Source organism: Gottfriedia sp. NPDC057991, from assembly GCF_042886615.1.
GTDB lineage: Bacteria > Bacillota > Bacilli > Bacillales > Bacillaceae_G > Gottfriedia.
Genome location: NZ_JBHVQN010000001.1, coordinates 333,792 through 360,138 on the forward strand (window position 1 = coordinate 333,792; position 26,347 = coordinate 360,138).

Consider the following 26,347-nt stretch of genomic DNA (forward strand, 5'->3'; position numbering starts at 1 on the left):
TTATACGAATTTTTAATAGGTTTATTTAACTAGATAAAAATTTTAAAAGTAAATAACTAGTCATTTATTTTGTGAAAATAAGTGGGTTAATTTCATATGAAAATGATTAGAAAAATTAGTTTATTTTAAGAAAAGCTGATAAATCAGGGTCAGAATAACCCAATTGACCAATAATTGAATATTCTTTATATTTTGATATTGTAGAGTGCTTTTTAAGAAGTGGTTTGGATATGAACGATTAAAATCGATTTTAATAGATTCATATGAGAAGTCGCTTTTTTTATTTTATCAGAATAGGAGAGTGTAAGATGACAGGAAAGCCTAGGTTAAATAAGTATGTTACTGCGATGATGACGACAGCTCTTATTGCTGTTCCAACTTTTCAAGCGTTAGCTGCTGGGACAAGCAATAATGTTTCAAATTTATCAAATAGTAGTGCTGTAGAAACGAATCTTCAAGGAATTAACGCAAAAGCAAGTACAGGGAAGCATGTGATTACTCTTATTACAGGTGATGTAGTTACTGTAACAGAGTTTGCAGATGGACAAAGTGTGATCAGTGTTGAGCCAGCGGACAAAGCTGAAGGTGGATCACATATCATGACAGTCAATAAGGATACATATGTTATTCCAAAACAAGCGATGCCTTACTTAGCTTCGGGTGCATTAGATCGAGATTTATTCAATATTACTAAACTAATAGCGGATGGATATGATGATGCTTCTCAAAAGACATTACCTGTTATCGTACAATATTCAGAGTCAAAAACTCGCTCAAGCGTGAAGCCTACGTTAAAAGCTTCAAAGAAAACACATGAACTTGAAAGTATAAATGGGGCAGCGCTTTCTGCAGAGAAGAAGGATTCGAAAGATTTTTGGCAAGATGTTAAGAAAAATATAAAATCTGCGGATTCTACAAAATCGACAAAGTCATTAGTTACACCTGGAATTGAAAAAATTTGGTTAGATGGTCGTGTTAAGGCAACGCTTGAGCAAAGTGTTCCACAAATTGGGGCACCGACTGCTTGGAATGCTGGTTACAACGGAAGCGGCGTAAAGGTTGCAGTTCTTGACACAGGGATCGATGCACAGCATCCAGATGTAGCTGGTCAAATAAAAGAAACAAAAAGCTTTGTTCCAGACCAAGATGTACGTGATTTCCATGCACATGGTACTCATGTTGCATCTACTGTACTAGGTACGGGGGCAGCATCAGGTGGAAAATATAAAGGTGTAGCACCAGGAGCAAGCCTAATTGTAGGAAAAGTGTTAAGCAATGAAGGCTTTGGACTTGATTCATGGATTATTGATGGTATGGAGTGGGCTGCACATAATGCCAAGATTGTAAGCATGAGTTTAGGAAGCGATGAGTCAAGTGATGGAACGGATCCGATGGCACAAGCGGTTAATAATTTAAGTGCTGAGACAGGTTCTCTTTTTGTTATTGCAGCAGGTAATACTGGTCGTGAAGGAATTGGTTCTCCTGGAGCCGCAGATGCGGCACTTACAGTTGGGGCAGTTGATAAATCAGATAATCTTGCTTATTTCTCATCAAAAGGTCCTCGTTTTGGTAGTGAAGGATTAAAGCCTGATCTAACAGCACCAGGTGTAAATATTACTGCAGCACGATCTCAATATTCAACTCAAGGAAGCGGATCTTATCTTTCGATGAGTGGTACGTCGATGGCTACGCCACATGTGGCAGGAGCGGCTGCAATTCTTTCCCAACGCCATCCTGATTGGACAGGCGCACAGCTGAAAGATGCATTAATGAGTACAACTAAAAAATTAGATGATATTAAGCCGTTAGAAGGTGGAACTGGACGTCTTGATGTAGCAGCAGCGACTCTTGGTGATTTGCGTGCGACAGGTTCACTTGATTTTGGTTTCTATGCTTGGCCACATGAAAATGATGGATTGAAAGAGAAAACAATTACGTACAATAACGACAGTGATAAGGCTGTGACGTTAGATCTATCAGCGAAAATTACTGATAATAGCAATGCAGATGCACCTGCTGGTTTATTTAAACTTTCAACGAACAAAGTAACTGTACCAGCAAAAGGTAGTGCAAAAGTTACTGTTACACTTGATCCGAACGTAGGTGCTAATGGACAACGTTATCAAGGTCAGATTTCTGCAAATGTTGATGGTAAAACAGTTGTGCATACTGCATTGGCAATGATTAAAGAAGAGGAAAGATATCCATTAACGTTAAAAGCAATTGGACGCGACGGTAACCCTGCCTTGGCGTATATTAATCTACTTGGCCCAGATGGTGTTCCAGATTTTATTGCAGTTAGCGGTACAACAGAATTACGTCTAAAACCAGGAACTTATTCTGCAATGTCAATGATGGATGTTGATACTGACACTGACCACGCTGGCGTTGCACTTGTAGGAAATCCTGAAATTAATTTAGATGGACCTCAAACTGTTACATTGGATGCACGTAAAGCGAATGAAATTACAGCAAACGTACCAAATAAAACAGAAGCAAGTTTTAGAAAAATGGAATATTACCGTGAAATTGATGGCAGCAATGTTAGTGACATCTATGTGATGCCGGTTACAGTTGATAAGATGTATGCTGAGCCAACTAAGAAAGTTAAAAATGGAAAATTTACATTTAACACGCGCTGGAGATTGATTGAACCATACATGACAATCAATTTCAAAGGCAATGAATTAGATGATATTCCACAAGCTGGAAGTACATTACTAGATGGAAAATACAACTTAGACGCTGTTTATGTAGGTAAAGGGGCGCAAGCCGATTATAAGGGATTAAATGTTAAAGGTAAGGCTGTTATCGTTGATCGAAGTGATGAAGTAACTGGTATGGAGCGCTCTGCAGCAGCATATGCAGCAGGTGCAAAACTAGTTATTACTGTAAATGATGGACCAGAAGAGATTAGTGAATATGTTGGAGTTGAGAATGACGATTATTCACTTTCAGATTCTCCGATCGCTGTTGTAGCAATCAGTCAAACAGAAGGTAAAAAACTGATTGAGCAAGCTAAAGACAAAAAAGTAAAACTTGACGTAGTAGGTACTCCTAATACGAAATATGTTTATGATCTTGTTGACAACCATGATAATGCAATTCCAAATGACGTAACTTATTCACCTAAAGCGAACGAACTTGTAAAAATTAATGCTGAGTACAAATCAGATCAAGCTACAGCAGGTGGCGAATTCCGTTGGGATATTCCATCTTACCGACCAAATGGAGTAGGTTACCAAATGAAATTAAATCTACCATCAGTTCGAACTGAATGGGTTTCTGCACAAAAAGGCACTTCTTGGTATCATCAAGCAAGTGTGTTAGATGCAGCTTGGGAAGTACGCCAACCATTAGCAACATACAAGCCAGGACAAACACTTGATGAAGAATGGTTCTCACCAGTTGCTCGTCCTCGTTTAGGTGATGGTTTCTGGAAACCTTATCGTACAGGAAACAACTTAGTCATCAACATCCCTGCATGGGCTGATTCTGGAGTAGGAAGCACAGGTTCAGAATCTAATTATCCAGGTTCACAAACATTAAAACTATACCAAGGATCAAAACTAGTAAAAGAAGCAAAAGGACAAGCAATCTACTCATTTAACGAATACCCAACTGCGAATACTCAATATAAAGTAGTTAGTGATGCTTGGCGCGATCCAGCACGCTTTGATAACTCTGTAAAAACACATACAGAATGGACATTCTGGTCTAAAGAACAAGAAGAATATAAAACAGAACTTCCATTAATCTCGCTTGATTACAATGTAGAAACTGACATGAATGGTAATGCAAAATCAGGCCGTTGGATCGACTTAGAAATGAAAGCTATCCAAGTAGCTGGTGCACCAGGAAACGGTAAAATGAAAGGTGCAACATTAGAAGTTTCATATGATGAAGGCAAGTCTTGGGAACTAGTCGATTTAAATCGTGAAAAAGATGGCTGGAAAGCTAGAATTGAAAATCGTAAGAAGGCAACTTCTGTATCATTAAGAGCAAGTGCTTGGGATGATGCAGGTAATAGTATAAATCAAGACATTATTAAAGCTTTTGGATTGAAGTAAATAAAGTAAGAGAGGGCACCTTCCTTTTGGGAGGTGCCTCTTTACAATTAGTTAATAGTGTTGGTGGAAGAAGCCGTAAAATCTTGTAATAAAAAAAGAAAGATAGATGAGCTAATAAAAGAAGCTTTATCTATCATTCCTTATTTTGTTAATCAAGAGAAATAATAAAAATTCATTAATTTTATTTTTTATATTTCATTGACCATATTAATTTCTGTTTAAATCTAACCAATTTTTATCTTGATTAGTGAATTGATATGATCCGCACGTGATTTTGTCATCACTTAGATTAAATTCTGTTTTAACAAGTTGAATGATTTTATTATTATCCTCATTTGTATAAGTGCCTGGATCAGAAGTGAAAATGATTCTTTCGATTTTACCATCTCCATTTTCTACATAATCGATTGAAACATTTCTATCTTTAAAAATCGGTAAGAACTTTGGCTCTAAATCTGACTGTACAGTAATTGAAACATTTTCGTTATATTTAACATTCTGACAAATTTTCTTTGTAGATGTTACTTTCTTAGTTGTAGGGACTGTGCGCCAAATATATTTTTTACCCTTTTTAACTTTAATTTTTTTAGTGGTTTTAATTATTTTTGTAGTTTTTACATTCTTACAAATGGTTGTAGTTTTTTGTACGGTGATATCCTTGTATTCTGCATTAGCAGTGATCGTTCCAGTGAATAAAATACCGAATGTGAGTGTTGCGATTAGTGATTTTTTCATAATAAAATAGACCTCTATGTAGTTTTTTATTTATTGCAATTAAATAAATAGGTGGACAGAACCATAGTCCGAAATACTTAATTTATTTCCCAGTATAGCAAGAGGATGTTTACTGTGCATTATTTATTAGAGAAGATTAACAATAGAAATAGATTTGAAATAACTAGTCCTCGCATCAAAAAAGGCACCTTCCAAATAGAAGGTGCCTCATAATTATTTTTGATCAGCTTTTTCAGCATCTAATAATTCTTGCATGAATTTAAGATTATATGTATGGCTTTCTTTCAGTCTGCTGTGTCTTGTTAGTTTAATTAAATTTTGATAATAAGCGATTTCTTCCTCTAGTGATGAAATGACATTTGTACGATATGCTTTTAATTCTTGTTCGTTCATTTTTCATTCCTCCTATAATAGGGATTTAATAATTTAAGTATATCACTAATATGGAAAAATAAATCAAATTTCATTGTGAAAGAAGTATGATTACACAAAATTTACAAAAAATTGTAGATCAATTAATTCGTAAGTAGACAAATTAGTGCCTTAAAAAAAGGAATCATATTATTAGAAACAAACTATTAATGATGTCCTGAGAATTTTCATAAATTATTTAAAAATATTTTCTGAAAAATCATTGTATTCTGTGTATTGTGGTGGTAATATAGCTACAATATATTTTTTAGTGAATGGGGGGAATCGAAGAAAGTGCCAAAAGATTAAGTTTAAGTAATATATTTTTTTACCCCTTACCTAACGTGTGTTAGGTAGACTTTACAAAAAAGGCACTATGCTAAAAAAGAGCAATCATATTTTTTTTACTGCTTACCTAATGTGTGTTAGGTAGACTTTACAAGAAAGGCACTTTGCTAAAAAAAGAGCAATCATATTTTTTTACCCTTTTACCTAACCTGTGTTAGGTAGGTGTTGCTAACTTATTTTTTTAGCTTGTTACCTAACGTACATTAGTTAGGTATTGTAAGAAATAAACAATAGAAAATATAAATGATTGAGTGAAAAGTAAGGTATTTAGTAATCTTATTTTTTTAACTCTTTACCTAACATTTGTTAGGTAGGTTTTATTAGGGGGATCTGTATAACGATGACAACTAAAACGACAAAATCAACAAAAGAAAGTATTAAAGAAGCAGCAACAAAGTTATTTGCAAAAAAAGGATATTCTGGAATGACACTTAGAGAAATAGCGAATGAAGTTGGGATTAAGGCACCTTCTGTTTATGCTTTTTTTGAGGGAAAGGATGATATTTTTCTAGCCGTATATAAAGAAACATTGGATGGGCATTTATCAATCGTTGAGTCTCACTTTAAAAGCAATCAATCTACTAAAGTTCAACTCTACTCTATTTTAAAATCAGCGATCGATTTTCAGTATCAAGAGGATCTAAAAGCTAAAATTTTAGTTCGTCTGATGACATCTCCACCAGAGTTTATAAAGGAAGATATTATGAAACGATTTGGTTCAATGGAGATAGATGAGTATAAAATTCTTTCTGAAATTTTTAGACTTGGGATCGAGAAAGGAGAAATTAAGGATTCCGATTGTCATGCATTAGCTTTGTCGTTCCAATGTATAATGGACGGGCTGTTTTGGCAAATGCATCGACATAGTGAAGAAGAAATTTATACAAGATTGGATATAACATTTAATCAGTTTTGGAATGGAATTTCACAATAAATAAAGGGTTACTAACTGGTGAAAAATAATGGGGAGGTCAGATTAATGGGAAATAAGTCAAATATTGGAGATGATTACTCACTATCAAGGGTTCCGCAATCGGCTCGATTACCGATGTGGGATATTATGCTTGTGCGGGTTGGTGCTTTGGCAACATTATCTCAGTTTATGTTGGGTGCTTCATTAGGTTATGGTATGACTTTTTGGCAGGCGTTTTGGGCGACGATGTTCGGAAGTGTTCTTTTGCAAATTGTTAGTTTTCTATTAGGTTATGCAGGGGCACGCGAAGGTCTTTCTACTAGTCTATTGTCCCGTTGGTCTGGATTTGGTAGATATGGCTCCAGTATTATCGGCTTTGTTGTTTCCATTTGTTGTATTGGTTGGTTTGGCGTACAGAACTCTGTTTTTGCAAATGGATTAGTCGAGGCAACTAATGGTAAATTGATCCTTCCCGTTGCTGCTGCGATTACTGGAATAGGTGTAACTGTTTTAGTTATTTTTGGATTTAAACTATTAAGCTTAACAGCGAAAATTGCAGTTCCTGCTTTTCTGATTGTAGTAGGGTTTGGAGTCTATAAAGTTCTTAGTGATCATTCGATTATTAGTTTAATAGGAACGCCTCCTCCAGGTCAGTCACTTTCAGTTGGCGTTGGTGCAACAATGGTCGCCGGAGGATTTATGATCGGTGCTGTCATTACACCAGACTTTAGTCGCTTTGCCAGAAGTGGTAAAGATGTTTTTTGGATGACTACAATTGGTACTTTAGTGGGTGAATTAGGTGTTAGTATGATCGCTGTACTGATGTCACATGCGGCAAAAACGAATGATGTTGTGAGTATTATGCTACAAACCTCTGGTTGGATTGGCGCAGCAGTTGTTGTTTTCTCTACTGTAAAAATCAATAACTTGAACTTATATTCTTCTTCTCTAGGATTTACGAATATAATCGATACGATTTTTAAAGTTAAAGTGAATCGTGGAATTGTAACACTTGTAATTGGATTAATCGGATCTTTGTTATCGATTCTTGGTATTCTTGACCGTTTTGTAGATTTTCTAGTTTTCCTTGGTGTTATGATTCCACCAATTGCGGGAATTATGGTCATTGATTACTTTGTGTTAAAAACTTATCGAAAAGCGTTAGATGAAAGTAAGGAAAAAGGAATTTTACCAGCTGAACCAGAAAAAATTAACCCTGTGACATTAATCGCATGGGCAGCAGGATTTGCAGCTGGTTATTTTATAAAATTTGGTATTCCATCAATTAACTCACTTGTATTAAGTGGAATTGTTTATTACTTCGGTGTTTTAATTTTAAAAGCAATTAAAAATAAACGAATAGTGGATGAAAAAATTACCGCATAAGATTTCTGAATATTGGAGGTATTCTAAAAATGAGAAAAATAGGGAAACAGGAAATTGAAGATATTGCTGTAGGTGCTGCTTTACTAGGTACGGGCGGAGGGGGAGACCCATACATAGGTAAGTTAATGGCTTTACAAGCGGTTGAAGAATATGGCGAAATCACTTTATTAGATGTAGATGAAGTGCCGGATGATGCATTAATTGTTCCATCAGCGATGATGGGTGCTCCAACTGTATTGCTTGAAAAAGTTCCGAGTGGTGAAGAGATGTTTAGTGCATTTCAAAACCTTGAAGCTTATTTAGGAAAGAAAATTTATGCAACAATGCCAATCGAGGCTGGTGGTCTGAATTCGATGATTCCTCTTGCTCTTGCGGCGAAGCTAGGATTACCTGTCGTTGATGTAGACGGTATGGGAAGGGCATTTCCAGAATTACAAATGGTTACATTTTACTTAGATGGTATTTCAGCAACACCAATGGTTCTTGCCGATGAGAAAGGGAATAATTCTGTACTATCAACAATCAACAATCTTTGGACTGAACGGATAGCTCGAGCAGCAACAATCGAAATGGGTGGTTCTGTCATGACTGCCATTTACCCGATGACAGGAAAAAATTTAAAAGACAGTGGAATCCGTAACATTCTTCAACTCGAAGAAGAGTTAGGAAAAGCAATCAGACTTGCAAAAGAAAACAATGCAGATCCAGTTAAGGAAGCATTAAAGTGTGTTAAAGGCTTTGAACTATTCCGCGGAAAAGTAACAGATATCAACAGAAAAACTGAAAGCGGATTTGCAAAAGGGATCGCAACATTTGAGGGCATTAATGAATATAAAGGGGAAACATTAGAAGTTCGTTTCCAAAATGAGCACTTACTAGCACAAACAGATCAGCGTTTACTTTGTGTCACACCTGACTTAATTGCTGTTCTTGATGCAGAAACAGGCCTTCCAATTACAACAGAAGGTATACGATATGGCGCGAGATGCGTAGTAGTCGGAATTCCTTGTCATCCAAAATGGAGAACAGAAAAAGGAATTGAAACAGTAGGACCAAAATACTTTGGCTACGATGTTGACTATATTCCAGTAGAAGAACTTGTTAAAAAAGGAGTGACAATATAATGAGTACATATAGAATTGGCATTGACGTTGGTGGAACGCATACTGATGCAGTGCTTTTAGATGAGAATAACCAAGTAGTGTCTGAAACGAAATCACCTACAACAGAAGATGTTGCCACAGGAATTTATACAGCCTTGAAGAAGATTATCGGCGATGCGAATGTACCAAGAGAACAAATAAAATACGCGATGCTAGGAACTACACATTGTACAAATGCAATCGTTGAAAGAAAGAGATTAAATAAAATCGCTGCGATTCGAATTGGAGCTCCGGCAACTTTAGCGGTAAAACCTCTAGTCGGTGTCCCTGATGATCTTCGTGAAGCACTTGGAAAATATGTCTATTTAGTGCGCGGTGGTCATGAATTCGACGGTAGAGAGATTGTTTCTTTAGATGAAGCACATCTGTATCAAATTGCAAATGAAATCGAAGGGAAAGTTGATTCGGTAGCGATTACTTCAGTATTTTCACCCGTTTCAAAGGAGCATGAAGAAAGAGCAAGTGAAATTATTAAGGAAGTTCTTGGTGATGATGTTGCGATTTCATTATCATCGGAAATCGGTTCAGTAGGATTACTAGAAAGAGAGAATGCTACGATTATCAATGCTGCAGTTGTAAATGTTGCAAAAACAGCGGCAGATGGATTCATTAATGCACTAAAAAACGAAGGAATTGAAGCAAAGGTATTTTTCGGACAAAATGATGGTACGTTAATGTCTGTAGAATATGCCGTGAAATATCCTATTTTTACAATCGCTTGTGGTCCGACGAACTCACTACGTGGAGCATCTTATCTGACTAAAAGTTCAGATGCGATCGTTGTAGACGTAGGAGGTACAACATCGGATGTTGGCGTATTAATTCAATCTTTCCCACGTGAATCTTCCCTTGCAGTAGAAATAGGCGGAGCGCGAACAAACTTCCGTATGCCTGACCTAATTTCAATCGGACTTGGCGGAGGAACGATAATTCGCATCAAGGATAATGGAGAATTCACAGTTGGACCTGATAGTGTCGGGTATCGCCTTCCAGAAAAAAGCTTAATTTTTGGTGGAGATACATTAACTACAACAGACGTAGCAGTTGCCCTTGGAAAAGTCGAGCTAGGAGATGCATCAAAAGTAGCCCATCTAGATAAGGAGCTATTAAATAAAATTTATATGAAAATGGTCGAGTTAGTTGAAGAAGCAATCGACAAGATGAAAACAAGTGCAGAAGATGTACCAGTTATTTTAGTTGGGGGTGGTAGCATCCTTCTTCCTGAAAATTTAAATGGAGCTTCAGAAGTCATTCGACCGCAACATTCAGGTGTAGCCAACGCAATTGGCGCAGCAATTTCACAAGTAAGTGGTCAAGTAGAACGTATTTATAAATTAGTAGAATTAACTCGTGATCAAGCACTGGAAATGGCAAAGGATGAGGCTAAACAAGAAGCAATTAAGGCAGGGGCTGATCCTAATAATCTTGTCATTGTTGATATTGAGGATGTGCCATTGGCTTATTTGCCAGGTAATGCGACTCGTGTTCGTGTGAAGGCAGCTGGGGATTTGGCACAGGTTGAGATTAATGAAGTAGTATAAAGAATGAGGCACTTTCCTTTTTGGAGGTGCTTTTTTTTGCGGGTTGACAATATTGGATGAAAAACAATAGTGAAAAGTACGTATAGCGCTAGGGTTTGTACTGCAAATAAGTATTATGGTTCTGCAAATAAGAGGCACATCCGTGCAAATAAATGATGTAAAGGCCCAAATAAAAGGTGAACTGCAAATAAAAATAGCAAAACTGCAATTAAAATTATTAAAAATGCAAATAAAATCAACATAACTGCAATTAAAATTACTAAAACAGCAAATAAGTTAAAATAATACTCATACCAGTTAGGGTATTATTCTAATAAAATTAGGCATTACTAGTTAATTTCTAATGGTAAACTGCAAAATTGCTCTAATTCTTTCTAGAATTGTCCAGAACGGCCAATTATCTTTAAAACAATTGAAAATTTTGCTCGAGAATTACATCCAAGATATACCTGAAACCCCAAAAAATCCCCACCATAGGACAGAACAATCTTTTCTTTTGACTGTCTTCTATAAGGGGATTCACACTATAATTATTCTTTTATATCAATATCTTTAATTTTTTTGTTTTAGTAAATCTCTAATCTCTGCTAATTGATTTTCTATATTATTTAGTCGACTTTGCATGTCACCAATATCTTGTTCTGCTTTATAATTGATTGCAAAATCGATAACGGATTCATGTTTATCTCGGACTGCTTGACGATTTTGACTCATCATAATGACTGGTGCTTGAAATGCCGCAATAAAAGATAGACATAAGTTCAACAAGATAAAAGGTGTAGAGTCAAAATGAAAAGCTTTCGTGAAAGATAAGCTATTCCAAATCATCCAGACAGCAAGTGTACCACTAAACCAAATAATAAATTTCCAACTACCACCAAATTCTGCGATTTTATCTGCAATTCTATCAGCCAATTTTGTTCGTTGGGTGTAATCACTATCTAAATGTTGCAGGATTTCTGACTCATAACGATCCACTAATCGGTCGATACGTGATAAGTTTTCTTGGTTTAAATCAATATCAAACCCTTGAATTTTTTTTGGTTTCTCAACTTGTTTTTTAAAGTTAATTTGCTTCCAAATGTTGTGTACCATGTTTCCAACCTCCTCTTTTCTAGAGGAAGCCTTCAAAAGCTTATAAAAGTTGGATTACATTTTTATGATGTAATCCTCCTCGGATATTCAATTGTATGACTTCCTCTGATGTCGTCGGTAAATTATCCGACTCACCTATACTGGGACTACCCATAAAAATGTTCCACCTCACTTTTTTCGTGTAAATAATACCTTTACTATTATATGATGACTGATCCGATAGGACTATACTATTTTTAAATAATTTCTTATTCCATAAAAAAAGCCGCGTCTGCGACAAGGAAATTTGTTTAATTGAAGGGACGGAAATACCGTCCGTTTAGCAAGATTATCTTTTCTCTTTTGTATTAAATGTTTCTTCATATCGCTTAGATAATATGTAATAATGATAGCCTCTTGAATTTGAAATCAAACGAGATAATAATGTTTTCGCTTCATCAAGTTTGTTTTCCTTAAGTAATAGTTCGAACTCAAGTACGTTTTTAAATTTCTTTGAACGCATTGAGTCCTTTGTTGCTTTTGCTTTTTCTAATTCATTTTCTTCAATGAATAGAAGTGTTTTGTAATATGAATTCCATTCAGGTACTTTAATGAAATCAATTCGTTCCTTAATAAATGACAAATCTTTATTTGAAAAGCCGTATACAACCTGATAAACTGCTTTTTTTGAGGGGTTAATTCGTTTCTTCATAACAGATTGATACGACTGTTCGATTTCATCATGCATATGGTTTGTAATTGAATAAAGAAAATAAAGGATTGATTTTTTTGATTGCTTACTTAGAAAGCGTTCGATACGCGTTAAGTTTTTTGAAAAATAAAATGGATAAAACATTGTCCAAAAAAATAAGAAAAGAACTGCAACATAAAAGATTCCAAATACATAAGATGGTGCATCATATAGACCTAAACAAAAAGCACCGATAAACAATGAGATAATAAATAAAATTTTTTTCATAAAGCCTCCGTGATTAACTTCTAGATGTACCTAAATTATATCATCCTTATCCATTTTTAGGTCTTTTATGTAAGCCAAGTAAACAGATCAATTTATTTAAATTGATTAGAGTAATTTCCATTCTCTCGGATTACTTAGAAAGTGCTGAAATCTTCACGATTTTTAAGCTTGATACTTGATGATTAAAGTTGCCTAAATCATTCACATCATCTGTAAGAACAATCGATGCTCCTTTATAATTTGCATCTGAATATAAAGTGACTTGATAGCCTGGTGCAATTTTTATAGAAGAAATGGTATCATTACCAATACCTTTTACAAGCTGATCGTAATCATAATTACCTGATCCTAGTTTTTCTGATGCACCGCCAAAAGCATTTTCCTTATATACCGTCACAGGCATTTCTACACCGTTTACGCGAAAAAACAGATCTATGAATCCAGCAGTCTCTCGTTCTGCTTGATTTAACTGAACAAGAGTCGGATTTTTTACCTCGTTCTTCCACATGGCAGAATAATAATTACTGTATGCTGCTTGCCAGAAGTAATTAATGATCGTATCATTCCAAACTTGAGGTAAAACGGATTTTGCTTGTACCGCAGCTTGATGAATCCATGCTTCAGGATCAGTCGAAGAAATCCAATTATATAAACCTGAATTTGGAACTGTCATTTCATTTTGAATACTTTCGGCATAAGTTTCAAACTTCGAATGATAGCCCGGTGCGTTATGATCTAGATTTGAAATATTTGAAGCATGTAGAGGCTGTGTTACATCTGTAAAATAGTGCAAAGATACTCCTAAGTAGTAGAATGCATTGTTAAAATCGCCTTTTTTATAGTAATCCGATGCTAGATTAAAATACTTCGCGCCTGATTGACGAGCTGTTGGATAAGAAGCCCCCGTATAATTTGTTTGTGTGTCTGGATCATAAAAGTGAGACATAAATGTGCCCGTATCATAAAAAGGATTAATATGATCCGCATCGTATAAGCCCTGTTCCCAACGATCGCGAAACTGATTTAGCAATGTTGTAGGCTTGTTTATTGCAGGATTCGTATTATCGGCTATAAGTTTGACACTGCCATTTACGATAAAATGATGTGTACTATGATCTTGATTGTGAACATCCTCGTCAGACCATGCGAATGCTTTCTGATCAATGCTGATTAATGAAGTGATTGCAAGTACACTTCCAGCAACTAATGTTAATAGCTTTTTTGATTGAATACGTTTTTTCATGATACACCTTCTTTTTTGTATTTTATTGTCTTACAAGCAACAATGTTTAAGTATAATCAGTTTTTGTTAACGAGATGTTTCTGTTGTGTGAAAATTTGTTAAATTTCGGAAACTATTTACTAATTATGGAAGACTTAGTTCTATACAGTTTTTTTAACAGAGTCAAATTATTAGGAATTAAATAGAAAAAGTACATAATCCTTTTTGTGTTCCATATTAATTTAAAGACCTGTAAATTCATTCGTGAATCTTTTCGGGGGTGATAAAAATATGGAGCTTAGTACTAGTGCTAGAGTATCCCTATCAAAAAAAGTATCTGAGGATGCAATGGTAGTAAATAACGAAATAAATGTATATGGGGTTTTTGATGGAGCAACACCAATTACTCCATTTAAGAATGCTGATGGAATGAATGGTGCCTATATTGCTTCAAATTTATTTAGTAAGTATTTTAAAAATCATTTTAGAGCTGATATGACTCTTTCAGAAGGAATTATTCTAGCAAATAGAAGACTGATGGAAGAAATGAAGTTAAATAACATAGACATAAACCGTCCAGAAGAACTGTGGTCAACATGCGTTGCCGTTATAAAAATTGATAAGCAAAAGGTATCATTTGCTCAACTTGGGGATTGTATGATTTTAGCAGAGTACCATAATGGAGAAATTAAAATCCTGACTAAAGATACAGTAAAAGATATTAGTATAAGGGCAAAAATGCGACGGGAAAAAGAGCGGAAGCAAGGGCTGATTTTACCGGATGAATCTTACTACCAGTCTATTAAAAATCAACTTATTTATAATCGAAGCATGGCTAATACAGTTGATGGTTATTCAGTTGCAAATGGAACCGAAGTAGTCGGAAACTACATTCAATTGGGATCTATAGATACTAAAAATTTAAAGTCAATTTTACTAATCAGTGATGGTTTATTTCATCCGAAGTTTGATTTGATCCATTCTTTTAAAGTAATTAAAGAGATTGGTTTGGAAGAATATTCAATCCGATTAGAAATGGAAGAGTTGAAAAGTAAGATTCATTCTGACGATAAGACTGGGATACTTATAAAGTTTTAATTTTCATTCGAATTCTTTGTTTACTGAGGCTTTCATTTTAGTATTTTGAAGTGACTCTTATTTATAATAGAGATCTCAAAAATTTACTAAATTTTACAAGGACTACTCTATTATTCGAGTAGTCTTTTTTTATTTTAATAGTTTATTTTAAAGTTTGTTTACTAAAAAGACAAAATAATTTACCTTTTACCTCTGTTAAAATTATTGTAAAAAAATTAAAATAATATTATAAAACAATTAAGTTTTTGTATTTTTTTTTAATAAAAGGAGGTAAATTATGTCAAAAAGCTCAAAGTTTGTTCAAAAGCTTCTCGTAATATTGACGGTATTCTGCTTAATTGTACCGTTAGTCCCAAAGCAGTTTATCATGCATGCTATGGGTGAAGAAAAAAATGTAGTAAAAAAAGTAGAAAAAAATACTAAAGAAAAGGTAAAAATTAAAAAAGTACGTGAATTATCAGATAAACGTACAAGGAATACTAAAACATGGAGAAATAGTGATTTATCGGAAACGATAGAAGTATATCCGTCTCCAATTTATTATCAAGAAGATGGTAAAAAGCAATGGAAGAAAATTGACAATAATTTAACTGAAAAAATAAATGATGGTTTAGAAAAGGGTAAGTTTAAATATCAAAATAAGGCCAATAAGTATAAAGCCTATTTTGGTAGTAATGGTAACAAAGAGATTTTTAAAATGAAACAAGGGAAAAACTGGTTATCTTACTCTATAGATAATGCGAGTAGCACATCTGTAGCTAAATCGAAAAAAGATAGAGTTACATATAATGATATTTTAGTAAATACAGACGTAAAGTATTATTTACGTTCTGAGGGAATAAAAGAAGATGTTATTTTTCATGAAGAACCAACCTTTGATTCTATAAAATACAATTTAAAAACAAACCTAGAAGTTAGACAAATAGAAAAGGATATTGAATTTTTTGATTCAAAAACAAATCAAGTGGTTTGGAGTTTTATACCGCCATATCTCATCGATGCTGAAGATAGAGAGTCCTACAATGTAAATTATCAAATTTTAAAAGATAAAGAAAATGTTGTAATTGAGCTAAAGCTGGATAAAGAGTTTTTAAAATCGAAAAAAACAAAATATCCTGTAATACTTGATCCAACACTTACTGTGGGTGGAGCAACTAGCAATACTTCTGATGCGTATGTAGGAGAAGCCTATAATAATGTCAATTATGGGAGTGCTTCTGAATTAAGAACCGGATATGCACCAGATGTAAATAGCCACCGAACTTATATTAAATTTGGAACTAGTTTACCTTCTTTAAATGGTGGGATTTTAACAGGTGCAAATATTAAATTATATAAGTACTATGAGCCAGCTAGTGTTGATACAAACATTTATATACACCGAGCTTATTCAGCTTGGACCAGCTCTACGATCAAATGGAATAATCAGCCTCAATATGGTGGGAGTTATGCATATAAAACATTTGCAAAAGGAGCTGCAAATGGCTGGTATTCTTGGGCAGTTGGAAATCTAGCAAATTATTGGTACGACAATCCTGCTAATTATCATGGAATTGTAATGGTCGCAAATAATGAAAATACCACAGGTAGTTATCGAAAGTTCTATTCAAGTGATTATAGTAGCGGTGCTTATTCTCCGAAACTAGAAATCACCTATTCTCCAAAACCAGCGGCACCTACTGCAACACCTTATTCGAATAAAAATGGTACAGGGTATGTGAACCTTTCGTGGCCAAGTATAGCAGGTGCTACTGGTTACAAAGTGTTAATTTTTAATGGAAGGTCTTATGAAGAGTTTGATGTTGGTAATGTTACAAGCTGGACTACGAAAGGTAAAAAAATATGGCCAACAAAAGCTCAAATTGATGCTGGACAATACGGTCTAAGGAAAAATGGAGATGGTCGAGAACTCCCAGAAAATCCAAATGATTTATATAAAAGATGAGGCGGGAGCTATCAAAGCAGTACTAACTACTGGTTCAGATTAAAGGCTTATAATAGCTATGGAACTTCCAATCAATCAGCCAATGCTGCAACCCCTTCAATCCCTGATCAAACTAAACCAACTGTTTCGGGTGGAGTTACAATCACTAATGATAGAATTGAGTCTTACACAGTAGGTTGGCAGCCCTCAACAGATATCGATGGTTCAGGGGTGACTAAATATAGGGTATTTATTGGTGATCAACCAGGTGTTGCAAATGTTGCAAATGGTATTGAAACTACTAGTTTATATTATAAACATACTGGGACTTTAACCCCGCGTAAAACATACTACGCATGGGTTCAAGCGATTGATAAAGCTGGAAATATTAGTAGTAACTCAGTTAATACATCTAAAGTTGCAAGAAAAGAATTTGATGCACAAATAGAAAGTTATTCTATTCCTGAAACATCAGATGTTGATAATAAAGCTGGGGAAAAATTATGGTTTGACGTTCGAAATACCGGTACTGCTTCGTGGACCAATGATTTGAATATTAGTCTTTCAGTTACAAGTACCCCACCAAATGGAGGATCGCCTACTGCTTTTGCAGTGTATTTAAATACTGGTGAAGTAGTAAAACCAAATGATGTAAAAAGATTTTATGTATCTTGGAAGCGCCCTCAAAATGAAGAATCTTTACAGGGGGCATATGGAATAAAGGCTGTAGTGGGTAAGGGAACTGGAACACTTATAGCAATAAATCCTCCTGGAAATTTAGTCAAAAGAACGATTGAAGTAAAGGATTTAGTGTCACCAACAGGGATTATAACTATCAATGATAATGCTTTATATACTAAGGATAAGAATGTCAGCCTTCAAGTTTCGAAGGTATTCGATAATGCAGATGGTTATAAATTCGTTCAATTTGCAAATGGTCCAGAAAATGCAACACCAGAACAATTACAGTTTTCTGATGAAAAATCTATACCACAATCAACAGCGACATTTGAATGGAAGTTACCCGAACATGAGGGGAAAAATTACGTTTATGCTCGTTTTAAAGATATAAGTGGTAATTACTCGATTTTATATCTTGATAGTATCATTTTCGATCAAAGTATTCCGGATATTGAAATAAAAAATTTACCTAATCAGGAATATATATCGGGTACTAAAATCTTAGAGGGTACTATTGAAGATGAAGAATTAACTGAATATAAAATAGAATATTGAAATAAAAGTATCGATAGTACAATTTGGGAAACCATTCTTCAGTCCGAGAAATCTGTAACAAATGCAGTTCTGGGAGAATGGGATACTTCTAGTTTATCGACAGGTGAGTATGAAATTCGTTTCACAGCTAGTGATATTGCAGGAAATACAAATACACTATTAAAAAGTGTTTGGATAGATAACGTTAAAAATGATTGGCATGGAGCAGAAGACTACTTTCCAACTTATCCAATCTCATTATTAAACGGAAGTGGATTTGTTAATTTATATAATGGAAGCTTAAATATCCAAGAAATAGATTTTTCTCTTCAATCTAGGGGATTTTCTTTGTTATTAGGACGCACTTATTCTTCCAACAACTTAGAAAAGGGTCTGCTAGGAAAAGGGTGGCATTCAAATATTGAAGAACACTTAGAAATCCAATCAGATTATATTAACTACAATGATACGGACGGAACAATCCATCGATTTAACCGTTTGGAAAATGGGGAATTTAGTATTCCAACTGGTACAAATTATAGTTTGTCATTTTCTGGGACTAAGGGATATGAATTAATAAAAATGGATGGTAGTTTAACATCCAAGGTATTTAATAAAAATGGAAAGCTTGAAAAAATTGAAGATGCTAATAAAAATAAAATCGATTTTGAGTATACTAATGGTTTATTAACCCAAATTAAATCCTTAAATAAGTCCATCACTTTTCAATACAATACAAATAACACGTTGAATAATGCTATCTTTAGTACAGGTGAAAAAGTTAGCTACAATTATAAAGATGGATCTTTAAATGATGTCAAACTATATACAAAGAGCGGAAAAATAAGTAATCTTGTTCAGTACAATTATGAAAATGAAAAAATAAAATCTGTAGTGGCGAAAAATGGTTTAATAGTAGAGTTTGTTTTCAAAGGTAATCGAATGGTTCAAACAAAAACTATGAGAAAGACTAGGGTTGTTGATCAAGATAAAACTTATCCACTCAAGTCATTTAATTCCATTTTAGAGGATTTAGATTACGACTTATTGACTAATAAAATTATTGTTACAACTAACTCAATAAACGAAGATGATACAAGCAAAAATTTAGAATACACTGAGTATCAGTTGAATGAGCAAGGGAATTCATGGAAGACGAAAACGATTCGAACGTACCATGAAAATGAAGATCCGGAGATTCCAAAACAAGATAGTAATAATATGTTAATCGTCACGGAATATGATCAAAATCGATTAATAAGTGTAACCGATGCATTAGGAAACAAGTCAACATATGAACGTGATTCTTTTGGAAATGTCCTCAAGACGCATTTACCTACCGTAACGGTAAAGGGTGAAAAATTATATTACGTTCTCGAAAATAAGTTAAATGAAAAAGGACAACTTACTCATTCTATAAACACAATGGGAAAAGTGAAAGAATGGAAGTATACTCAGGAAGGGAATTTATCACAAATTATTGATGAAGAAGGTAATAATCAATATTTCGAATATGATAGCTATGGAAATTTAACAAAAACAAAAAGTGATCGAGGGCCACTTTATAGCTATCTTCCTGACTACAGTATGGAAAAGACTTCAATCACGGATTGGACTGTCCAAGGGGCAGTTTCAAAAGTGGATACAAAATCAAAAAGTGGAAAAAGAAGTATTGAAATTTCTTCTAATGGACTATTACAAAGTGGGAAAATTCCTATAAAGAAAGGGAGACTTCCTGTTTTAGCTCTAATAGATGGTTTAGCACCATCAGGTTCGGTTAACACAGAAGTAACTCTTCAATTTTTGAAGGATAATACAATTATTAAAGAAAGTAAAAAACAATATACATTTACAAATTCATGGTCTAAATATCGAGTAAATGATGCAGTACCTGATAATGCAACTGACTTACGTGTACAGGTAAAGAATATTGGAGCGGAAAAAATATACGTTGATGACCTAGTGTTAGAAGAGTCTAACCTTGAAACAACATACGTTTACGATTCTAACAATGAGAATATTATCGGTATCATAGACCCATATGGAAATAAGACAAGTTATACTAACAATGAATATGGGCTTCCATTAACAGAAACAAATTCGTTAAATCAAACTAAGTCGATTGAATATAACGAAGAATTACAAGTTGAGAAGCAAGTAGATAGAGAAGGTCGAACTAAAGAGTACCGCTATGATGAAATTGGAAATGTCATTAAAGAGATTAATAGTTTAGGACAAGTGACCGATTATCAATATAATGAATGGAGTCAACTTTTATATACAAAACTACCTTCTGTTAAAATGACGTCTTATACTGATGAAGCGGTTGATAAAGTAGAAGAAAAACAAACTAATCTTTATGTCGAATATGATGAGCTAGGAAGAAAGATAAAAGAAAATGATGAAAATGGGAATCCACATTCTCAAGAGTTTGATAGCTACGGGCGACTGGAAAAAGTTATAGATCCTAAGCAAAATCAAAAATATTTTTCTTACGATAAGAATGGGAATATCATTCTGACAAAGGATTTTGCCTTTAAAAGAGAAGAATCTACTGCAGAAACGTTTTATATTGCAAATGGAGAAACCCACGCTACTTTTGATGAATGGAACAGGCAAATCACAGAAACTGATAATACGGGTAATCGTAATGTGCTAAGTATGACGAATACTTATGATTCTGAGAATAGACTTGTTCATACAAAAGATGCAGAAGGGACAGAAATCCAAAATACATTCAATGCCTTAGATGAAAATGTATATTCAAAAGATAATTCAAATCCAACTGTTGAAACATGGACCTACTACGATGGCTTAGGAAACGCAGCTATAACGATGAGCGATAATACAATCGAATATTCTGTAACAGACGCAAATGGCAATGTAACAGAATCCATTGACCATAAAGGGACCAAAACAGCTTTTGAATATAATTCTGTGGGGGATAAAACAAAGCAAATAAATCCTGACGGAAGCACGGTTGAATGGACGTATAATAAAGAAGGTCAAATTAAATCAGAAACTCAAAAAGTAGAAGATAAATCTGATACTTCTACCTATCTTGTAACTCATTTTGAATATAATAATGAAGGTGAAGTAAAGTACCAAAAATTAGAGGCTAAAATTGTTAAAAAAGCAACTGAAGAAGTAACTACAGTTTTAGTAAAAGAAACGGACTTAACTTATGATGAACTTGGTCGTTTAATACGTGAATATACGAAGAACTACAACCAAGGTTCAACCGAATATAAAAAATCTGATATTCGCTTCTTATATGATCTAAATGGGAATTTAATTCATAAATGGATTTATGACGAGTCATCAGAAAGTAATATTAAAGGTACGAATTATCCTTATGTACGTTCTGAAAGTGTCTATATTTATGACGAAAATAATCGAGTCATTTCAGAAAGAAAAGTTGAAAACAATATTACAACTTGGAGAGAGTACAAAGATGATGAGAATACAGAAGTTGTTCACTCAGCATTAGGTGAAACCGCTATCCGTTATAACGAAAATGATTTAGCGATCAATATCAAAACACCTTTAAGCGAAGAATATGATATTGTATATTTACCTTCAGAGTCAATTAATAAAATTATCGGTCCTAGACTGACAATTGATATGGACTACGGAACAAATGAAAAAATGACTTCGATTAAGGTGAATAAAAAAGATTCAGAAACGGTCATTTTCTCTGAGAATTACACCTATACAAGTGAAGAACAAATAGAAACTGCTACAAATAAATGGGATGGTCAAAAATCATATACTTATACACCAGAAGGTTTCTTAAAAACTGCTAAAAAAGGAACAGATACGATTACTTACACATACGACGTAAATGGTAATCTTTTAAAATCTGTGAACCAAACCGGAAAAGTATTAGTAGAAAATCAATATGGACAAGGAAATCGAATTACTTCGTCTATTCAGTATGATTCTTCTACTCAAAAGTATAAAAAAGTATCTTATTTATTCAGTCCGGACGGTTCATTGCAAAAAGAATCATATAGCCTTCCAGTAGATACTTATGAAGCTACAAAGCAAGCCGCAATTGAGGTGGAAAAAGAGTACAATTATGGCTCTATTAATCTACTATTAAGTATAATCACTAAAAAAGGTGGATCCGTTGTTGATAAAGTGGAATTCACTTATGATAGTGAAGATAATAGAACATCTAAAAAGGTTACTAATTCTGATGGTGAACGTACTGAATATTATTACTATGATTCGAACGGTGATTTAGTAAGTATCTCAGAACAAATTGGACAATCTTCTTCAATAGATAACTTGTTAAATTTCTATCGAGATGCATCTGGTCAGTTATTAAACTTTGAATACAAAGGACAAAGATATGACTATGTTTACAATCAAAGAGGAGACATAGTTGCCATTACAGATGAGCTACAAGAAGTTATTGTACGCTATACTTATGATGAGTGGGGGAATCTTACAAAAATTGATGCACCTACTGAAATCGGTTTAGAAATTGCAAATGCAAATCCATATCGATACGTTGGAAAATTTGGTGTTCAATATGACAACAATACGAAGCTTTATTTTATGGGCTGGCGAGATTATGATTCAAAGATTGGTAGATACATTGTAGCAGATGAATATGAAGGTGAAGATAACAATCCAATATCTTTTAACCGTTACTTGTATGCTGAAGCAGATCCAGTAAACAATATTGATCCAGATGGATATTTACCAAAATGGTTGAAAAAGCTTTCAAAAGGTGTGAAAAAAGGTGCAAAGGCAGCTTACAATTTTGCGATTGGGGATGACATTAAAACCTTAACAAGCAAGAAAACAAAATGGTATTATAAAGCTGGAGCAGCTGTAAGTATTGCATCTAACTTTATACCAGGAGGAGGCATTGTTTCCAAAGCTGCAAAAGCTGCGATTAAGGGGACAAGAAAGGCAGTTAAGGCTTATAAAGCAAGTAAAGCCGTATCGAGAGCATCAAAGGTAGTTCGTTCTTCTGCTAAAAAGATTGCATCAAAAGTAAATAAGAAACCAAAAACTGTACAAGCTTCTTCAATTAGGAGAACGCCTAAAGTAGAAAGCAAGGCGGCTTACAAGGTAAGTCGTGTAACAGCTAAGCCTAAACCTAAATCTATACCATCTCCTAAACCTGCGAGAGATGTGAAACAGCCTAGGGTTATTGAAAATCAAGTACAGCATGCGGTTGCTGGTGATAATATTGGGTCAATACAAAATAAATCTACAGATGTTTCTAATGAAAATATAGTGTACCGTGCATTAAATCAAAAAGATACTGATAGACTAAGTCAAGGGTTAGGGTTAGAAGCAAAGAATCCGAATGGAACGTGGAAACTTAAAGAACATCTTGTAAGTGGATCTGGTAAACCTTCATGGATTAATGATCCATTTATTTCAACGACAACAGATATTAATGTAGCTAGAGTCTTTAATAAATCGGGAAGTAATTTAGGGATTGTGAAAATTGATTTGAATAAGGTACCTTCACAAACTTTTAAAGGTTTTGAAATGTTTCCAAGAGTAAATGGAGCAGAAGGATTACCATATCATTATTCAATTTGGCAACAAGAAGTTTCTATATATCAAAATATACCTATTGAGGCAATAAAGGGGTTTGTAAAATAATGGAAAATAGAGTAGTTGAAATTGAGAAAGAAATAAATAAATTAATAACTGATTTACTAATTCCAATTAGAGCTTCTAAGGCAATTAATAAAGAGGCTTTTGATAAATTATTTTTATTACTAGAAGAAGTGAAAACTCTTGTTAGTGGAGAATTAACGATAAATAGGAGGCTAGCAGGACTGTTATTCTTTATTTATACGTCTGTTTCAGCTGAAGCTGAACATACCCATTACTCAAATCCTATTTTTATAGTAGTTGCTAAGTTAGAAGATTATTTAGGTAAAATACTTTGGGATTCACCGTTTGGTAACGGTATATAAAAATGAAGAAATGGAAAAAGGAGATATATTAAAATGACTATATATTTTTATAAGATTAATCATGAATATGGTTGTTTTTCAAACTTCTCCCCTCATGGCTTTGTGTTAGATGGTCAATATTGGAATACGAGCGAACATTATTTTCAAGCTCAAAAATTTGTTGGCACTGAAAATGAAGAACAAATAAGACTTACGATATCTCCTATGGAAGCAGCAAAAATGGGTCGAGATAGGAGTAAACCTATTAGAGAAGATTGGGAAGAAATTAAAAATGAGGTAATGAGAAAAGCAGTTCTGAAAAAGTTTACGACTCATAAGGATATTCAAAATATACTGCTATCTACAAAAGATAACATGATTATTGAGAAAACATCTAATGATTATTATTGGGGATGTGGTAAAGACGGTTCTGGCAAAAATATGTTAGGAAAAATTCTAATGGAAGTACGAGATCTTATAAGAAACAGTAACAAATAATTAAAATCTAAACCTTAAGTGATTAACACCACTTAAGGTTTTTTGCTAACCTCGATTATAACTGTTTGACAAAAAAAGAATAATTAATCAAATATTACCTTAACTATAGTGAAAATAAAGATATCTTGGAGACTCTTTAAAGAGGAGGAATCAGTAAGTATATGGATAGTAAACAAATCGGAAAAGAAATTCGTACAGCCATAAAAAATGGTGACGATGAAAGAGTTTTTGAGTTAATTGGTTCCAATAATGAAATATTAAATATGATGACTCCTTTTGGAACATGGCTTCATGTGGCAGCTTCAAAAGGAGAGTTAAATATTGTTAAAAAACTAATAGATATTGGAATAGATGTAAATAAATTAGGTGGAATATTTGGTGGTGGAGCTTTGAATGCAGCAGCTTCTGCAGGGCATATTGAAATAGTAGAATATTTATTGTCATGTGGAGCTGATATGGATGTGAGTGAACCAGTAAGAAATCCACTTTTTGGAGCAATTAGTAATGGACATGCTGATGTAGCAAAATTATTAATTGAGAGTGGTATAGATACGAGTGTTAAATATACTGGAGAAATTATGAAAGATACAGATGCATTTAAATTTGCAAGGGAACAAGGAGAATTCGAAATATTAAAGTTATTAACTAGTTCAAAGTCAATATCCGATACTGCAAGTCAAACAAATCAAAAAACTCAAGGTCAACATGGTAAGATATTAGAACAAGTATTTAATAACTTTGGTCCTATAACACAAACGATAAGTGAAACTGTTCCTGGTAGTAGAGTTACAATAGATGTCCATGTAATTCATCCGAATATACAGAGTGACTTTATTACTCTTGTAACAACAGGTATGAGTGATGAACCTATGGATTATTCAAATGAAGAAGGAATTTTTAAATATGCTGAGTTGATATTTAAATTACCTTCTAATTGGATAATTGAGAAAGAAAAATTGAATGATCAAAATTATTATTGGCCAATTAGTTGGCTAAGAAAATTTGCACATATTCCACATATTTATGACGGATGGTTAGATGAAGGAGTTATTCTTCCAAATGGAGAACCTCCTGAACCATTTTCATCAAATACTAGACTTTCTTCAATACTCATTACTCAGGATCCGAGATTTGGTAAAATTCAAATTGAGGAAAATAATATAAATATATATTCACTAATTCCTATTTATGAAGAAGAAAGAAATCTTGCGTTAGAAAAGGGATATAAACACTTACTTAAAAAAATGAGTGATAAAGGTATTTCAGATGTATTAAATATAAACAGACCAAATGTAGGAGTATAGAAAAAGAAAACAAAGATTAAAGTTGAAATAATCTAGAAGAAACGCTTTCTATCAAATTGTAAAAAAATCTTTCACTTTCGCTATATTTTTTTACATGTCTGACAAAAAACTTCTAGTCTTTAATAGGCATATAAATTTAATAATCCACTCAACCCCTTGATAATCCTTAATTATCAAGGGGTTTTTCTGGAATAAAGGGTTTTCAAAGTTACACCCCCTCAAAAATAAATTGGCACAAATATTGCTTAATAAATCAATAAAACCCAAATTTATTAAGGAGTGACCAAAATTGACCCAAGAATTTCATCCTCTACTAAAAGGTGCAATAGAATTACATGTTCATAGCTCACCAAGCTTATTCCCAAGAATCCATCAGGAAGTTTCACATCTAAAAAGACTAAACTCGCGGAAACTTCAGCCATTATCATAGCCTTTGCTGGAAATTATGGCAGGGTATTTGAACAAGGAAAACAAAAAAATGGAAATATATGTTAATATATAAAAAGATAATATAAAAAATAATAATTATTAAA

At 33.8% G+C, this 26,347-nt stretch carries 17 protein-coding genes; 12 read left to right on the top strand and 5 right to left on the bottom strand.

Translation table 11 applies throughout. The annotated features are described in order from the left end of the window. Positions 1-308: 308 nt before the first annotated feature. Entirely contained in the window at positions 309-4,070 is a 3,762-nt protein-coding gene (locus ACFVR2_RS01590; protein ID WP_387358276.1) for a S8 family serine peptidase, read from the top strand. Positions 4,071-4,277: 207 nt separating this feature from the next. On the opposite strand, the gene ACFVR2_RS01595 is transcribed toward ACFVR2_RS01590, so the two are convergent. Together ACFVR2_RS01595 and ACFVR2_RS01600 are read right to left on the bottom strand one after the other, a co-directional pair. Continuing rightward, a complete protein-coding gene (locus ACFVR2_RS01595) occupies positions 4,278-4,805 on the bottom strand; it encodes a hypothetical protein (protein ID WP_387358278.1) in 528 nt (175 codons plus the stop codon). 213 nt (positions 4,806-5,018) lie between these two features. Next, positions 5,019-5,198 (bottom strand): hypothetical protein, encoded by a 180-nt coding sequence (locus ACFVR2_RS01600; protein WP_387358280.1) that lies wholly within the window; start codon positions 5,196-5,198, stop codon positions 5,019-5,021. A 706-nt stretch (positions 5,199-5,904) separates the two neighbouring features. On the opposite strand from ACFVR2_RS01600, the gene ACFVR2_RS01605 reads away from it, so the two are divergent. Genes ACFVR2_RS01605 through ACFVR2_RS01620 form a run of 4 tightly spaced genes read left to right on the top strand, consistent with a single transcriptional unit; the run spans position 5,905 to position 10,567 of the window. Continuing rightward, a complete protein-coding gene (locus ACFVR2_RS01605; protein ID WP_387358282.1) occupies positions 5,905-6,498 on the top strand; it encodes a TetR/AcrR family transcriptional regulator in 594 nt (197 codons plus the stop codon). 45 nt (positions 6,499-6,543) lie between these two features. Then, positions 6,544-7,863, top strand: a complete 1,320-nt coding sequence (locus ACFVR2_RS01610) for a purine-cytosine permease family protein (RefSeq protein ID WP_387358284.1) — start codon at positions 6,544-6,546, stop codon at positions 7,861-7,863. Positions 7,864-7,892: 29 nt separating this feature from the next. Then, the gene (locus tag ACFVR2_RS01615) at positions 7,893-8,987 is read left to right on the top strand and encodes an S-methyl thiohydantoin desulfurase family protein (protein ID WP_387358286.1); all 1,095 of its coding nucleotides are present in this window, start codon (positions 7,893-7,895) and stop codon (positions 8,985-8,987) included. Next, positions 8,987-10,567 (top strand): hydantoinase/oxoprolinase N-terminal domain-containing protein, encoded by a 1,581-nt coding sequence (locus ACFVR2_RS01620; protein WP_387358288.1) that lies wholly within the window; start codon positions 8,987-8,989, stop codon positions 10,565-10,567. Before ACFVR2_RS01615 ends, ACFVR2_RS01620 begins: the two co-directional genes overlap by 1 nt. A 552-nt stretch (positions 10,568-11,119) precedes the next feature. Here the strand turns inward: ACFVR2_RS01620 and ACFVR2_RS01625 are convergent. From ACFVR2_RS01625 to ACFVR2_RS01635, 3 genes are all read right to left on the bottom strand, one after another. Next, on the bottom strand, positions 11,120-11,662 hold the full coding sequence (locus ACFVR2_RS01625) for a DUF1003 domain-containing protein (RefSeq protein WP_387358290.1): 543 nt from the start codon (positions 11,660-11,662) through the stop codon (positions 11,120-11,122). A gap of 328 nt (positions 11,663-11,990) precedes the next feature. After that, positions 11,991-12,620: a hypothetical protein gene (locus ACFVR2_RS01630; protein ID WP_387358292.1), complete on the bottom strand. Its 630-nt coding sequence runs from the start codon at positions 12,618-12,620 to the stop codon at positions 11,991-11,993. 130 nt (positions 12,621-12,750) lie between these two features. Beyond that, positions 12,751-13,863, bottom strand: coding sequence for a zinc dependent phospholipase C family protein (locus ACFVR2_RS01635; protein ID WP_387358294.1), 1,113 nt, complete (start codon positions 13,861-13,863; stop codon positions 12,751-12,753). A gap of 270 nt (positions 13,864-14,133) precedes the next feature. Between ACFVR2_RS01635 and ACFVR2_RS01640 the strand changes: the two genes are divergently transcribed. From ACFVR2_RS01640 to ACFVR2_RS01670, 7 genes are all read left to right on the top strand, one after another. Further along, complete coding sequence (locus ACFVR2_RS01640; protein WP_387358296.1) at positions 14,134-14,940, top strand: protein phosphatase 2C domain-containing protein; 807 nt, start codon at positions 14,134-14,136, stop codon at positions 14,938-14,940. 277 nt (positions 14,941-15,217) lie between these two features. After that, positions 15,218-16,885 (top strand): DNRLRE domain-containing protein, encoded by a 1,668-nt coding sequence (locus ACFVR2_RS01645; RefSeq protein WP_387358298.1) that lies wholly within the window; start codon positions 15,218-15,220, stop codon positions 16,883-16,885. A gap of 210 nt (positions 16,886-17,095) precedes the next feature. Next, the gene (locus ACFVR2_RS01650; protein WP_387358300.1) at positions 17,096-18,100 is read left to right on the top strand and encodes a fibronectin type III domain-containing protein; all 1,005 of its coding nucleotides are present in this window, start codon (positions 17,096-17,098) and stop codon (positions 18,098-18,100) included. 231 nt (positions 18,101-18,331) lie between these two features. Then, the gene (locus ACFVR2_RS01655; RefSeq protein WP_387360418.1) at positions 18,332-23,713 is read left to right on the top strand and encodes an RHS repeat-associated core domain-containing protein; all 5,382 of its coding nucleotides are present in this window, start codon (positions 18,332-18,334) and stop codon (positions 23,711-23,713) included. Continuing rightward, a complete protein-coding gene (locus ACFVR2_RS01660; RefSeq protein WP_387358302.1) occupies positions 23,713-24,033 on the top strand; it encodes a hypothetical protein in 321 nt (106 codons plus the stop codon). The genes ACFVR2_RS01655 and ACFVR2_RS01660 overlap by 1 nt, the downstream gene beginning before the upstream one ends. 33 nt (positions 24,034-24,066) lie before the next feature. Beyond that, entirely contained in the window at positions 24,067-24,510 is a 444-nt protein-coding gene (locus ACFVR2_RS01665) for a riboflavin biosynthesis intermediates N-glycosidase (RefSeq protein ID WP_387358304.1), read from the top strand. A 161-nt stretch (positions 24,511-24,671) separates the two neighbouring features. After that, positions 24,672-25,814: a suppressor of fused domain protein gene (locus ACFVR2_RS01670; protein ID WP_387358306.1), complete on the top strand. Its 1,143-nt coding sequence runs from the start codon at positions 24,672-24,674 to the stop codon at positions 25,812-25,814. Positions 25,815-26,347 lie beyond the last annotated feature (533 nt).

What these genes read in the sequence shown, in the direction of transcription:
- ACFVR2_RS01590 (WP_387358276.1), top strand. Translation starts at nt 309, where the DNA reads ATGACAGGAAAGCCTAGGTTAAATAAGTATGTTACTGCGATGATGACG.
- ACFVR2_RS01595 (WP_387358278.1), bottom strand. Translation starts at nt 4,805, where the DNA reads ATGAAAAAATCACTAATCGCAACACTCACATTCGGTATTTTATTCACT.
- ACFVR2_RS01600 (WP_387358280.1), bottom strand. Translation starts at nt 5,198, where the DNA reads ATGAACGAACAAGAATTAAAAGCATATCGTACAAATGTCATTTCATCA.
- ACFVR2_RS01605 (WP_387358282.1), top strand. Translation starts at nt 5,905, where the DNA reads ATGACAACTAAAACGACAAAATCAACAAAAGAAAGTATTAAAGAAGCA.
- ACFVR2_RS01610 (WP_387358284.1), top strand. Translation starts at nt 6,544, where the DNA reads ATGGGAAATAAGTCAAATATTGGAGATGATTACTCACTATCAAGGGTT.
- ACFVR2_RS01615 (WP_387358286.1), top strand. Translation starts at nt 7,893, where the DNA reads ATGAGAAAAATAGGGAAACAGGAAATTGAAGATATTGCTGTAGGTGCT.
- ACFVR2_RS01620 (WP_387358288.1), top strand. Translation starts at nt 8,987, where the DNA reads ATGAGTACATATAGAATTGGCATTGACGTTGGTGGAACGCATACTGAT.
- ACFVR2_RS01625 (WP_387358290.1), bottom strand. Translation starts at nt 11,662, where the DNA reads ATGGTACACAACATTTGGAAGCAAATTAACTTTAAAAAACAAGTTGAG.
- ACFVR2_RS01630 (WP_387358292.1), bottom strand. Translation starts at nt 12,620, where the DNA reads ATGAAAAAAATTTTATTTATTATCTCATTGTTTATCGGTGCTTTTTGT.
- ACFVR2_RS01635 (WP_387358294.1), bottom strand. Translation starts at nt 13,863, where the DNA reads ATGAAAAAACGTATTCAATCAAAAAAGCTATTAACATTAGTTGCTGGA.
- ACFVR2_RS01640 (WP_387358296.1), top strand. Translation starts at nt 14,134, where the DNA reads ATGGAGCTTAGTACTAGTGCTAGAGTATCCCTATCAAAAAAAGTATCT.
- ACFVR2_RS01645 (WP_387358298.1), top strand. Translation starts at nt 15,218, where the DNA reads ATGTCAAAAAGCTCAAAGTTTGTTCAAAAGCTTCTCGTAATATTGACG.
- ACFVR2_RS01660 (WP_387358302.1), top strand. Translation starts at nt 23,713, where the DNA reads ATGGAAAATAGAGTAGTTGAAATTGAGAAAGAAATAAATAAATTAATA.
- ACFVR2_RS01665 (WP_387358304.1), top strand. Translation starts at nt 24,067, where the DNA reads ATGACTATATATTTTTATAAGATTAATCATGAATATGGTTGTTTTTCA.
- ACFVR2_RS01670 (WP_387358306.1), top strand. Translation starts at nt 24,672, where the DNA reads ATGGATAGTAAACAAATCGGAAAAGAAATTCGTACAGCCATAAAAAAT.